The organism is Bradyrhizobium sp. 157, from assembly GCF_023073815.1.
In the GTDB taxonomy this organism is placed as follows: Bacteria; Pseudomonadota; Alphaproteobacteria; order Rhizobiales; family Xanthobacteraceae; genus Bradyrhizobium.
On record NZ_JADPKF010000050.1, the window covers coordinates 95,170 to 107,008 of the forward strand.

Below are 11,839 nucleotides of genomic sequence, written 5' to 3' on the forward strand. Positions count from 1 at the left end.
ATGGCGAGACCTCAAAAAAGATGACTGACAACCGCAACACCATCCTCGCCGTCATTCTGTCCGGCCTCGTGCTGATCGCCTGGCAGTATTTCTACAACATGCCGCAGATGGAGCGGCAGCGCGCGCAAAGCCAGACCCAGGCTGAACTCAGCAAGTCGTCGCCGCAGACGGCGCCGGGAACGACAACGCCGCAACCGGGCTCGACGCCCTCCGCCACCACACCGGCCGGCCAGCCGGGTGCGGCTGCGCCCGTCGTCAGCCGCGACGCTGCGATTTCCGCCTCGCCGCGCATCAAGATCGAGACGCCGCGGGTCTCGGGAAGCATCTCGTTGAAGGGCGCCCGCATCGACGACCTGTCGCTGGAGAAATTCCGCGATACCGTCGACCCAAAATCGCCCGCGATCGTGCTGTTTTCGCCGTCAAACACCGCGCATCCCTATTACGCGGAGTTCGGTTGGGTCGCTGCCCCGGGCTCGACGGCGCGGCTTCCCGATCGCGATACAGTGTGGCAGCAGGAGGGTTCCGGCAGCCTGACGCCCGGCAACCCGGTGACGCTCAAATACGACAATGGCGAAGGCCTCACCTTCCGCCGCACCATTGCGATGGACGACCGCTATCTCTTCACCATCAAGGATGATGTTGCCAACGTCGGCAGCGCGCCGGTCACGCTCTATCCGTTCGCACTGATCTCGCGCCATGGCACGCCTGAGGTCTCGGGCTACTACATCCTGCACGAAGGCCTGATCGGCTATCTCGGCGACAAGGGCCTGCAGGAACACGGCTACAAGGCCGTCGCCGAGGCGCCCGTTCTGGGCAATGGCGCACGCGGCTTCGAGTTTAATGTAACGAATGGCTGGCTTGGCATCACCGACAAGTATTGGGCCGCGGCGCTGTTGCCCGACACGTCGGCGCGCCTCAAGGCCCGCTTCCTCGCCGAACCCGGCGCCAAGGTTCGTTATCAGGCCGACTACCTGCAGGATCCGCAGACCATTGCGATCGGCGGCACCGGCAGCGCCAATGCGCGGCTGTTTGCGGGGGCCAAGGAAGCCGGCGTCGTCGGCATCAATTTCCCGCTCGCCGGCCACGGCGGTTACAACAAGCAGCTCGGGCTGAACCATTTCGATCTGTTGATCGACTGGGGCTGGTTCTACTTCATCACCAAGCCGATGTTCCTGGCGCTCGACTATTTCTTCCATCTGTTCGGCAATTTCGGCGTCTCCATTCTGCTGGTGACCCTGCTGATCAAGCTCCTGTTCTTCCCGCTCGCCAACAAGTCCTACGAGTCGATGGCGAAGATGAAATCGGTGCAGCCGCAGCTCGCGGCGCTGAAGGAAAAGTATCCCGACGACCGGCAGAAGCAGCAGCAGGAGATGATGGAGATCTACCGCAAGGAGAAGATCAACCCGATCGCCGGGTGTCTTCCGATCGCGCTGCAGATCCCGGTGTTCTTCTCGCTCTACAAGGTGCTGTTCGTCACCATCGAGATGCGGCATGCGCCGTTCTATGGCTGGATCAAGGACCTCTCGGCGCCCGACCCGACCAACCTGTTCAACCTGTTCGGTCTGCTGCCTTTCGATCCGACTCATATACCCGTGATCGGATATTACCTCGCGCTCGGCGTCTGGCCGATCATCATGGGTATCACGATGTGGATCCAGATGAAGCTGAACCCGACACCGCCGGATCCGACCCAGAAGATGATCTTCGACTGGATGCCGCTGATCTTCACCTTCATGCTGGCCGGCTTCCCGGCGGGTCTCGTGATCTACTGGGCCTGGAACAACCTGCTCTCGGTGATCCAACAGAGCTACATCATGCGCAAGAATGGCGTGAAGGTAGAGCTGTTCGACAATCTCAAGGCAACGTTCGCGCCGAAGAAGGCCGCCGAGAAGACGTAAGAGCTGCCGCGCAGTCAGCAGTGAAAGCACTTTCCAACCCCGTCATGCCCGGCCTTGTGCCGGGCATCCACGTCTTTACGGTGTTGGTGACAGAGAAAGACGTGGATGGCCGGGACAAGCCCGGCCATGACGATGTATCTGGGACCTTCGCATGACCGCCGAAACCGATGCGAAGCTGATCGAAGAGGGACGAAAACTCTTCGCCGGCGAGTGGAAGTTCGTCTGGGCCTCGCCCTCGATCGAGACGCTGCCGCCGATGGCCGGCGTGGAAGTGGCGTTTGCCGGGCGCTCCAATGTCGGCAAATCGAGCCTCATCAACGCGCTCACCGGCCGTAACGCGCTGGCGCGCACCTCGCATACGCCGGGCCGCACCCAGGAACTGATCTTCTTCGAAGGACCTGACAAGGCCAGGCTGCGGCTGGTCGACATGCCCGGCTACGGCTATGCCTCGGCGCCGAAAACCAAGGTCGCCTCCTGGACCAAGCTGATCCATCAATTCCTGTTAGGACGCGCCACGCTGGCGCGGGTCTATGTGCTGATCGACGCGCGCCACGGCATCAAGGATGTCGATCAGGACGTACTGAAGACGCTGGATAAATCCGCTGTGAGCTATCAGGTGGTGCTGACGAAAGCGGATCAGGTGAAGGCCGCCGAGCTGCAAAAGAACATCGCCGAAACCACGACCGCGCTCGCCAAGCATCCGGCGGCGTTTCCGGACGTATTGGTGACATCCTCGCGCACCGGTGCCGGCATGCCGGAATTGCGCGCTGCGATGGTGCGCCTCTTGAACGAGCGCCGCTGATGAACCGCGCCGGCCGCATCCTGATCGTGCTCGCTGCCATCATGGGCGCTGACGGTGTCATGCTGGCGGCCGCCTCCGCCCATGGCGCGGATGCGTCGCGGCTGATGTCGGCGTCGTCGATGCTGTTGTTTCACTCCAGCGCCGTATTAGGCGCCGTCGCATTGGCCGAGCGCGGGATCGTTCACGCGACAATCGGCATCGCGGCCGCTTTCGGCTTCGTGGTTGCGGCGGGCCTGTTTGCCGGCGATCTGACGCTGCGGCACTATGCCGGGCATGGGCTGTTTACGATGGCCGCGCCGACTGGCGGGACGCTGCTGATTGCGAGCTGGCTGGCACTGGCGGTGGCGGCAGCCTGGCCACGGCGGGGGGTGAGAATTCCGTAGCCCGGATGGAGCGAAGCGCAATCCGGGGCCGATGCCGCGACTTGATGGAGGTTTCCCCGATTTCGCTTCGCTCCATCCGGGCTACGGCCTTCGCGATCCCCACTTTGCGCCCTGCGCGCCAATCGGATAGAACCCGGCCCGACATTCGAGAATGGCGAGACCCGCTTCATGACATCAGCGCAAGATATCAGCCCGCTCGATCAGGCCCGCATCCTGTCGGAAGCGCTCCCGCACATGCAGCAATATGACGAGGAAACCATCGTCATCAAATATGGCGGCCACGCCATGGGCGCGGAGGAAACCGCCAAGGCGTTTGCGCGCGACATCGTGCTTCTGGAGCAGACCGCGATCAATCCTGTCGTGGTGCATGGCGGCGGGCCGCAGATCGCGACCATGCTCAAGCGGCTCGGCATCCAGTCGGAATTTGCCGCCGGGCTTCGCATCACCGATGCGGCGACGATTGAGATCGTCGAGATGGTGCTGGCGGGCTCGGTGAACAAGCAACTGGTCGGCTATATCAACGAGGCCGGCGGTAAGGCCGTCGGACTGTCCGGCAAGGACGGCAACATGGTGAAGGCGACCAAGACGTCGCGGACCATGGTCGATCCGGATTCCAACATCGAGAAGGCGATCGATCTCGGCTTCGTCGGCGACCCCGACAAGGTCGATCTGACGCTGTTGAACCAGTTGATCGGCCATGAACTGATCCCGGTGCTGGCACCGCTGGCGACTTCGCATGACGGCCACACGCTCAACATCAACGCCGACACGTTTGCCGGCGCGGTGGCTGGTGCGCTGAAAGCCAAGCGGCTGCTGCTGTTGACCGACGTTCCCGGCGTGCTCGACAAGTCGAAGAAGCTGATTCCGGAACTATCGGTGAAGGACGCGCGAAAACTGATCGCCGACGGCACGATTTCCGGCGGTATGATTCCGAAGGTCGAGACCTGCATCTACGCGCTTGAACAGGGCGTGCAGGGCGTGGTCATCATCGACGGCAAGATGCGGCACGCGGTGCTGTTGGAGTTGTTCACCAATCAAGGCACCGGCACGCTGATCCACAAGTGATGCACGAGCGGCAAAAGGAAAACGTCATGGCCGGGCTTGTCCCGGCCATCCACGACTTTATCGACCGCCGAAGGAAAGACGTGGATGCCCGGGACAAGCCCGGGCATGACGAGCGGGGAACACGGCGGCCACCTCGCTCCGCGTTAACTCGCATTCTGATGTCATTGCCGGCCGCCGCGATGTCGCTGTTCGCTTCTTCACTGCCCGCGTTCGCCGACTTAAAACTCTGCAACCGCATGAGCTACGTCGTCGAGGCCGCGATCGGCATCGACGAGAAATCGGCGACCGCGACGCGCGGCTGGTTCCGGATCGATCCGGCCGCCTGCCGCGTGGTGCTGCAGGGCGCGCTGACCGCCGACCGCATCCTGTTGAACGCGCGCGCACTCGGCGTCTACGGCGCCTCGCCGATCCCGCAGAACGGCAGCGACACGCTGTGCATCGCGCCGGACAATTTCGTCATCGCCGCCGCCCGCCAATGCCGCGGCAATCAGACGCCGGCGCCCTTTACCCAGATCACGCCGACGCGGACCGACGACGGCAATCTCGTTGCCTATCTCGCCGAGGATTCCGAGTATGACGACGAGCAGGCGCGGCTCGCCGGCATCCAGCGGCTTTTGGTGATTGCAGGCTATGACGCCGCGCCGATCGACGGCGTCGACGGGCCGAAAACGCAGGCCGCCTTGAGCGCCTTCCTGAAGAGCCGCGGACTGGCGGCCGAAATCGTACAGTCGCAAAATTTCTTCGCCACCATGATCGACGCCGTGCAAAAGCCCTCCTCCACCGGGCTGACCTGGTGCAACGACACGCCGCACAGGATCATGGCGGCGGTCGCCACCGACGACGGCAAGGCGGTGACCAGCCGCGGCTGGTACCGCATCGATCCCGGCAAGTGCCTGCATCCCGATGTGATCGGCCAGCCGAAGCAGGTCTACAGTTTTGCCGAAGCGGTCGACGGCGAAAACCGTGCGATTAAATACCGGGACAAGCCGCTGAACTGGGGCGGCCCGAAGGAGCTATGCACCCGCGACAGCAAGTTCGAGATATCCGAACAGGGCGATTGCGGCACCCGCGGGCTTGCGGCAATCGGCTTTGCGCCGGTCGATATGTCGAGCGGCGGCAAGACGCTGCGATTTGCGATGCCGTGATGAAACTACGCTCTCTCAAACTCTTTCCGTCATCACCCGCGAAGGCGGGTGATCCAGTACTCCGAGACGCCCGTTGTTACTCTCAAGGGCCGCGGCGTACTGGATGCCCCGCCTTCGCGGGGCATGACAGCGAGGATGTACGATGAAAACACCCCGCCCCTTCAGCCACATCGACACCTGGGTGTTCGATCTCGACAACACGCTGTACCCGCACCACGTCAATCTGTGGCAGCAGGTCGACGCGCGGATCGGTGAATTCATCAGCGCGTACTTGAAAATCTCCGCGGAAGAAGCCCGCGTGATCCAGAAGGACTATTACCGCCGCTACGGCACCAGCATGCGCGGCATGATGACGGAGCATGGCGTGCACGCCGACGACTATCTGGCCTACGTCCACGAGATCGATCACTCGCCGCTGGAGCCGAACCCCGCGATGGGGGCAGCGATCGCGAAACTTCCCGGACGCAAGCTGATCCTGACCAACGGCTCCACCGACCACGCCGGCGCGGTACTGGCGCGGCTCGGCATCGGCGAGCATTTCGAGGCGGTGTTCGACATCATCGCCGCCGAACTGGAGCCGAAGCCGGCGCCGCAGACCTATGAGAGATTCCTGCGCGTCCACGGCGTCGATCCTGCCAAAGCCGCGATGTTCGAGGATCTCGCCCGCAATCTCGTGGTACCGCATCAGCTCGGCATGACCACGGTGCTGGTGGTGCCCGACGGCGCCAAGGAAGTGGTGCGCGAGGACTGGGAGTTGGAAGGCCGCGATGCGGCTTACGTCGATCATGTGACGGACGATCTGACGGGGTTTTTGGAGAGATTGGCTAGCGGCGGTTAGGCCACCACCTAGCTGTCATGCCCCGCGAAAGCGGGGCATCCAGTACGCCGCGGCCTTCGAAATGAGCCTCCGACGTCACGGAGTACGGGATCACCCGCTTTCGCGGGCGATGACAGCGAACCTGCCTTGACTCTCCCCCTCCAAATCCCGAAAAAGCCCCCGCTCCGCCCGAAATCCCGAGGAAATCCCAATGTCCCTCTCCGCGCTCGAATCCACCGTCAACTCCGCCTTCGATGCCCGCGACGGCATTTCGACGTCGACCAAGGGCGAGGTTCGCGAGGCCGTCGATCACGCGCTCGAACTGCTCGACAAGGGCGAGGCGCGCGTCGCCGAGCGCGAGGCCAGCGGCAAGTGGAAAGTCAATCAGTGGCTGAAGAAGGCGGTGCTGCTGTCGTTCCGCCTCAACGACATGGGCCAGATTCCCGGCGGCCCCGGTAAGGCATCCTGGTGGGACAAGGTGCCGTCGAAATTCGAGGGCTGGGGCGAGAACCGTTTTCGCGATGCGGGTTTTCGCGCCGTGCCCGGCGCGATCGTGCGCCGCTCGGCCTTCATCGCCCGTAACGTTGTGCTGATGCCGTCCTTCGTCAATCTCGGCGCCTATGTCGATGAGAGCACCATGATTGACACCTGGTCGACCGTTGGTTCCTGCGCGCAGATCGGCAAGCGCGTCCATATTTCCGGCGGCGTCGGCATCGGCGGCGTGCTGGAGCCGCTGCAGGCCGAGCCTGTAATCGTCGAAGACGATTGCTTCATCGGCGCGCGCTCGGAGGTCGCCGAGGGCGTGATCGTGCGCAAGGGCGCTGTGCTGGCGATGGGCGTATTCCTCGGCGCCTCCACCAAGATCGTCGACCGCGAAACCGGCGAGACCTTCATCGGCGAGGTTCCTGAATACTCTGTCGTGGTTCCCGGCGCCCTGCCCGGCAAACCGCTGAAGAACGGCCAGCCCGGCCCGTCCACGGCCTGCGCCGTGATCGTCAAGCGCGTCGACGAGCGCACCCGCGCCAAGACCAGCATTAACGAGCTGCTGCGGGATTAATCGAACCGGGAGTTTTTCCACGCGACTAACGTACGGGATCGCGGCGATTCTGCCGCAGTCCGGAGCGTTGGGCATGAACTGGACCTGGTACCTGTTCCGATTCGACGGCCGCATCAACCGCGCCAAGCTGTGGCTGGCCGGGCTGATCATGCTGGGCTTTCTGGGCACGGTGATCGTGGCGATCCAGAGCCTGTTCGGCGGACCGACATCGATCAGCATTGGCACCAAGGACATCTTCAAGCTGGTAAATCCCGACGTCTATCGGACGCTGAAGCTGGCCGACTTCCCTACGCTCCTCGTCAAGCTGCTCGGCACCGCGCTTCTGCTATGGGTTCATCTCGCCACCTCGATCAAGCGACTGCACGACCGCGACAAGAGTGGATGGTGGATGTTGCCGTTCTTCGTGCTGCCCGGTCTCTATAACGAGTTCGCGGACCAGATGCCCGGTTATTACCTGCCGCGGCTCCTTGGCTTGATGGCACTTATTTTTGGCTTCTGGGGCTTCGTCGAGATCTACTGCCTCAATGGCTCGCGAAAGACCAACCGGTTCGGCCCCGACCCGCTGGCGCCGCAGCCGCGGCCCGATACGCGGCCGCGCTGGGATCAGCAGAGCGAGATCGAAATGGTGCCGCACAAGGCTAATGCCCACTTTCCGAAGTTCGCGTTCCATCGCGGCGACTATCTTTCGCGAACTTCGGAAAGCAACGGGCATTAGCAGATTCAACATTCTAGTGCCGTTTTTCGATTTGAAGTCCCTAACCGAACTTGCAGCTTGCGCTGTAGGGACTTCAAATCGGCGGCACTAGCCCGTCGCCGGTTTGGCGTGTTAAGCCGGGCTATGAATGACGCTGTTTCCATTACCCGCGAGCTCGTCCGCTGCCCTTCTGTCACCCCTGCCGATGCCGGTGCGCTCGGCGTGCTCGAACGCCTTTTGAAAGACGCCGGCTTCGAGGTGCATCGCGTCACCTTCGGCGAGCCGGGTACTGCCGATATCGATAATCTCTACGCCCGGATCGGCACCGAGGCGCCGCACATCACCTTTGCCGGCCATACCGACGTGGTGCCACCCGGCGACGAGGCCGCGTGGACGCACGGCGCATTCTCCGGTGAGATCAAGGACGGTTTCCTCTATGGCCGCGGCGCGGTCGACATGAAGGGCGGCATCGCCTGCAGCGTCGCAGCCGTACTGCAATATCTCGCCGACCACGGCGGCAAGCCCAAAGGCTCGATCTCGTTTCTGATCACCGGCGACGAAGAGGACATTTCGGTCAACGGCACCATCAAACTGCTGAAATGGTGCGCCGAGCGCGGCGAAAAATTCGATCATTGCGTCCTCGGCGAGCCATCGAATGTCGAGGTGCTGGGTGATTGCATCAAGATCGGCCGCCGCGGCTCGCAATCCGGCACGCTCTATGTCGACGGCGTGCAAGGCCATGTCGCCTATCCGCACCGCGCATCGAACCCGGTGCCGGACATTTCGCGGCTGATCGTGGCGCTTTCCGACGAGCCGCTCGATCACGGCAGTGCGCAGTTCCAGGCCTCCAACCTCGAATTCACCTCGGTCGATGTCGGCAACACCGCAAGCAATGTCATCCCCGGACAGGCGCGCGCAAAGTTCAACATCCGCTTCAACGACAACCACACCCAGGAGACGCTGCGCGGGCTGGTCGAGGAACGGCTGGCAAAAGCCTGCGGCAACCGCATCCGCGCCCGCATCGTGTGGGAGTATTCCAACTCCAACGTGTTCGTCACAAAACCCGGCGCGTTCACCGATCTCGCGGTGAGCGCGATCGAGGAAGTCACCGGACGCAAGCCGGAGCTCTCGACATCCGGGGGCACCTCGGACGCGCGCTTCATCTCTAACTACTGCCCGGTGATCGAGTTCGGACTCGTCGGCCAGACCATGCACCAGATCGACGAACGCACGCCGGTGTCCGATCTGGAGAAGCTGACGAAGATTTATCGCGGGGTGTTGGAGCGGTATTTTGCGTAGCTCACCGCCGTCATCGTCCGCGAAGGCGGACGATCCAGTACGCCGTGACCTGTCGGTTCAGTCGTTAAGACCGCAGCGTACTGGATACCCCGCCTTCGCGGGGTATGACGACTAGTTGGTAGGAACGGCGCGGCACCTAATACTCCACCCGCACCAGATACAGCCCCTCCGGCGGCGCTACCGGGCCGCAGGCGGCGCGGTTGCGGGCGGCTAAAGCGGCGGCGAGGTCGTCGGCGCTCCAGCGGCCTTCGCCGACCCAGACCAGCGAGCCCACCATCGAGCGCACCTGGCTGTGCAGGAACGAACGCGCCGAGGTGAGGATCGAAACTGCATCGCCATCCCTGATGACGTCGAGTTGGTCGAGCGTTTTCTCCGGCGATTTCGCCTGGCACTCGGTGTCGCGGAAGGTGGTGAAATCGTGCCTGCCGAGCAGCCTCTTGGCTGCGGCGTCCATCGCATCCGTATCGAGATGCCGCGGCACCCGCCAGCTCCGCTTGATATCGAGAGCGAGATTGGCGCGGTGATTGGTGATCCGGTAGCGGTAGTGGCGCCGCTTGGCGGAGAAACGTGCCTCGAAATCATCGGCAACGATTTCCGCCGAAAGCACCCCGATCGGGTGCGGACGCAGATGCGCATTCAGCCCGTCGCGCAGGCGGCCCGGCGGAAACGGCTTTTGGATATCGCAATGCGCGACCTGCGCCAGTGCATGAACCCCGGCATCGGTGCGGCCCGAGCCATGGACGCGCACGTCCTCGCCGCAGATCGCCTTCACCGCAGTTTCCAACGCGCCCTGCACGGTCGGCGCGTTATCCTGGATCTGCCAGCCGGAGAACGGCGTGCCGTCATATTCGATGATGAGTTTGTAGCGGGGCATCTCAATCCAGTGGGGCTGTCATCATCCGCGAAAGCGGATGATCCAGTACGCCGCGGCATCGCGGCTCAATCTCTAAAGGCCGCAGCGTACTGGATACCCCGCCTTCGCGGGGTATGACAGTGCTAAGAAAACCGCGCACCAGCCTTCAGCGGCGTGCCGCGCAAAAAATCCGGCGCCTTCATCCGTGCCTTGCCTTCGCGTTGCAGTTCCAGAATGCGGATTGCGCCGTCGCCGCAGGCGATCGTCAAACCATCGTCGAGCACCTCACCGGGAGCACCGGCTCGCTTCGCCAACTCACAGCGCAGAATCTTGACCCGCGCCGGCTCGCCGTCGGTGGACAACTCGCACCAGGCACCCGGAAATGGCGACAGCCCATGAACATGCCGCAGCACCTCCCGCGCCGGTCGCTTCCAGTCGATCCGCGCCTCGGCCTTGTCGATCTTGGCGGCGTAGGTCACGCCGTCTTCGCTTTGTTTCTTGAGCTGTAACCCGCCACGCTCGAGCCCGCCCATGGCGCGCACCATCAGGTCGGCACCGAGCGGCGCCAGCGCATCGTGCAGGTCGGCCGCCGTCATGGCGTCCGTGATCGCGAGCCGCTCGGCCATCGCGACGTCGCCGGTGTCGAGGCCAACATCCATCTTCATCACCATCACACCGGTCTCGGCATCGCCGGCCATAATGGCGCGGTTGATCGGGGCGGCACCGCGCCACCGCGGCAGCAGCGAAGCGTGCAGGTTGAAGCAGCCGTAGCGCGGCGCGTCGAGAATGGCCTGCGGCAGGATCATGCCGTAGGCGACGACGACGGCAGCGTCGGCATTGTGCGCGCGGAATTCGGCCAGCGACTCCGGCGTTTTCAGCGTCGTGGGTGTCAGCACAGGTATGCCGAGCCGCCGCGCCTCCTGCTCGACCGGGGTCGGCTGCAATTGGAGCCCGCGGCGGCCGCCAGGCTTCGGCGCGCGAGTGTAAACGGCTATAACCTCGTGGCCGTGGGCCACGAGTTCGAGCAGCGTCGGCACTGCGAAAACGGGCGTGCCCATGAAGATCAGGCGGAGTGGCATGAGGTAGAGATTCCCGGGAACGATTTATTTTACTCGTCATGACCGGGCTTGTCCCGGCCATCCACGTCTTTGGTGCGGCAAGGAAGAAAGACGTGGATGACCGGGTCAAGCCCGGGCATGACGGTGGAAAGAGTGGGGTCTATCCAGACGCGCGCTTGGCGGCTTTCGTAAACTTCTTCATCACGCGGTCGCGCTTCAGCTTCGACAGGTAGTCGACAAACAGCACGCCGTTGAGGTGGTCGATCTCATGCTGGATGCAAGTGGCGAACAGGCCGTCGGCGTCCTCTTCATGCACCTTGCCGTCGAGATCGGTGTAGCGGACACGAACCCGCGCCGGGCGTTCGACCTCCTCGTAATATTCGGGGATCGAGAGGCAGCCCTCCTCGTAAACAGACATTTCCTCCGACGAGGAAATGATCTCCGGGTTGATGAACACCCGCGGCTTCGGCTTGGTCTCGCCGTTCTCATCCTTCTTGGCGAGATCCATGGTGATCAGCCGCAGGGGCTCCGCGACCTGGATCGCGGCCAGACCGATGCCGGGCGCGTCGTACATGGTTTCGAACATGTCGTCGGCGAGTTTACGGATCTCCGTCGTCACCTTTTCGACAGGCTTGGAGACGAGCCGCAACTGCTTGTCCGGCAGGATGATGATTTCTCTGATGGCCATGATTTTTCTCTGGCGCGGGATTTAAGCCGCTGACCTGCCGGGGTCAATGCGCCGCAGCGGCCGTTAAGGCGCCCTTAACC

12 protein-coding genes are annotated in these 11,839 nt (G+C 63.1%); 9 read left to right on the plus strand and 3 right to left on the minus strand.

Translation table 11 applies throughout. The annotated features are described in order from the left end of the window. The first annotated feature begins 20 nt into the window (after nt 1–20). From yidC to dapE, 9 genes are all read left to right on the plus strand, one after another. Nucleotides 21–1,898 carry a membrane protein insertase YidC gene (gene yidC / locus IVA95_RS11510; protein WP_247510580.1) on the plus strand — a complete coding sequence of 626 codons (1,878 nt, stop codon included), beginning with the start codon at nt 21–23 and terminating at the stop codon, nt 1,896–1,898. A gap of 151 nt (nt 1,899–2,049) precedes the next feature. Continuing rightward, complete coding sequence (gene yihA, locus IVA95_RS11515; RefSeq protein WP_247510581.1) at nt 2,050–2,700, plus strand: ribosome biogenesis GTP-binding protein YihA/YsxC; 651 nt, start codon at nt 2,050–2,052, stop codon at nt 2,698–2,700. Then, nucleotides 2,700–3,083, plus strand: coding sequence for a DUF423 domain-containing protein (locus IVA95_RS11520; RefSeq protein WP_247510582.1), 384 nt, complete (start codon nt 2,700–2,702; stop codon nt 3,081–3,083). The genes yihA and IVA95_RS11520 overlap by 1 nt, the downstream gene beginning before the upstream one ends. Before the next feature lie 168 nt (nt 3,084–3,251). Beyond that, a complete protein-coding gene (argB, locus tag IVA95_RS11525; protein ID WP_065726541.1) occupies nt 3,252–4,148 on the plus strand; it encodes an acetylglutamate kinase in 897 nt (298 codons plus the stop codon). 158 nt (nt 4,149–4,306) lie between these two features. After that, entirely contained in the window at nt 4,307–5,293 is a 987-nt protein-coding gene (locus tag IVA95_RS11530) for a DUF1036 domain-containing protein (RefSeq protein WP_247510608.1), read from the plus strand. Nucleotides 5,294–5,435: 142 nt separating this feature from the next. Further along, the gene (locus IVA95_RS11535) at nt 5,436–6,131 is read left to right on the plus strand and encodes a pyrimidine 5'-nucleotidase (protein WP_247510583.1); all 696 of its coding nucleotides are present in this window, start codon (nt 5,436–5,438) and stop codon (nt 6,129–6,131) included. A gap of 190 nt (nt 6,132–6,321) precedes the next feature. After that, entirely contained in the window at nt 6,322–7,167 is an 846-nt protein-coding gene (dapD, locus tag IVA95_RS11540; protein WP_247510584.1) for a 2,3,4,5-tetrahydropyridine-2,6-dicarboxylate N-succinyltransferase, read from the plus strand. A gap of 73 nt (nt 7,168–7,240) precedes the next feature. Beyond that, nucleotides 7,241–7,882: a DUF805 domain-containing protein gene (locus IVA95_RS11545; RefSeq protein WP_247510585.1), complete on the plus strand. Its 642-nt coding sequence runs from the start codon at nt 7,241–7,243 to the stop codon at nt 7,880–7,882. Nucleotides 7,883–8,005: 123 nt separating this feature from the next. Next, the gene (dapE, locus tag IVA95_RS11550; protein WP_247510586.1) at nt 8,006–9,160 is read left to right on the plus strand and encodes a succinyl-diaminopimelate desuccinylase; all 1,155 of its coding nucleotides are present in this window, start codon (nt 8,006–8,008) and stop codon (nt 9,158–9,160) included. Between the two features lie 136 nt (nt 9,161–9,296). Here the strand turns inward: dapE and truA are convergent, their stop codons facing one another. The 3 genes from truA to def all read right to left on the minus strand — a co-directional run bounded on the left by truA (nt 9,297) and on the right by def (nt 11,759). Then, on the minus strand, nt 9,297–10,034 hold the full coding sequence (gene truA / locus IVA95_RS11555; RefSeq protein ID WP_247510587.1) for a tRNA pseudouridine(38-40) synthase TruA: 738 nt from the start codon (nt 10,032–10,034) through the stop codon (nt 9,297–9,299). A gap of 122 nt (nt 10,035–10,156) precedes the next feature. Then, on the minus strand, nt 10,157–11,092 hold the full coding sequence (gene fmt / locus IVA95_RS11560; RefSeq protein WP_247510588.1) for a methionyl-tRNA formyltransferase: 936 nt from the start codon (nt 11,090–11,092) through the stop codon (nt 10,157–10,159). 139 nt (nt 11,093–11,231) lie between these two features. Continuing rightward, nucleotides 11,232–11,759, minus strand: coding sequence for a peptide deformylase (gene def, locus IVA95_RS11565; protein WP_247510589.1), 528 nt, complete (start codon nt 11,757–11,759; stop codon nt 11,232–11,234). Nucleotides 11,760–11,839: the final 80 nt, after the last annotated feature.

What these genes read in the sequence shown, in the direction of transcription:
- IVA95_RS11530 (WP_247510608.1), top strand. Translation starts at nt 4,307, where the DNA reads ATGTCATTGCCGGCCGCCGCGATGTCGCTGTTCGCTTCTTCACTGCCC.
- fmt (WP_247510588.1), bottom strand. Translation starts at nt 11,092, where the DNA reads ATGCCACTCCGCCTGATCTTCATGGGCACGCCCGTTTTCGCAGTGCCG.
- truA (WP_247510587.1), bottom strand. Translation starts at nt 10,034, where the DNA reads ATGCCCCGCTACAAACTCATCATCGAATATGACGGCACGCCGTTCTCC.
- IVA95_RS11535 (WP_247510583.1), top strand. Translation starts at nt 5,436, where the DNA reads ATGAAAACACCCCGCCCCTTCAGCCACATCGACACCTGGGTGTTCGAT.
- dapD (WP_247510584.1), top strand. Translation starts at nt 6,322, where the DNA reads ATGTCCCTCTCCGCGCTCGAATCCACCGTCAACTCCGCCTTCGATGCC.
- IVA95_RS11545 (WP_247510585.1), top strand. Translation starts at nt 7,241, where the DNA reads ATGAACTGGACCTGGTACCTGTTCCGATTCGACGGCCGCATCAACCGC.
- IVA95_RS11520 (WP_247510582.1), top strand. Translation starts at nt 2,700, where the DNA reads ATGAACCGCGCCGGCCGCATCCTGATCGTGCTCGCTGCCATCATGGGC.
- argB (WP_065726541.1), top strand. Translation starts at nt 3,252, where the DNA reads ATGACATCAGCGCAAGATATCAGCCCGCTCGATCAGGCCCGCATCCTG.
- yidC (WP_247510580.1), top strand. Translation starts at nt 21, where the DNA reads ATGACTGACAACCGCAACACCATCCTCGCCGTCATTCTGTCCGGCCTC.
- yihA (WP_247510581.1), top strand. Translation starts at nt 2,050, where the DNA reads ATGACCGCCGAAACCGATGCGAAGCTGATCGAAGAGGGACGAAAACTC.
- def (WP_247510589.1), bottom strand. Translation starts at nt 11,759, where the DNA reads ATGGCCATCAGAGAAATCATCATCCTGCCGGACAAGCAGTTGCGGCTC.
- dapE (WP_247510586.1), top strand. Translation starts at nt 8,006, where the DNA reads ATGAATGACGCTGTTTCCATTACCCGCGAGCTCGTCCGCTGCCCTTCT.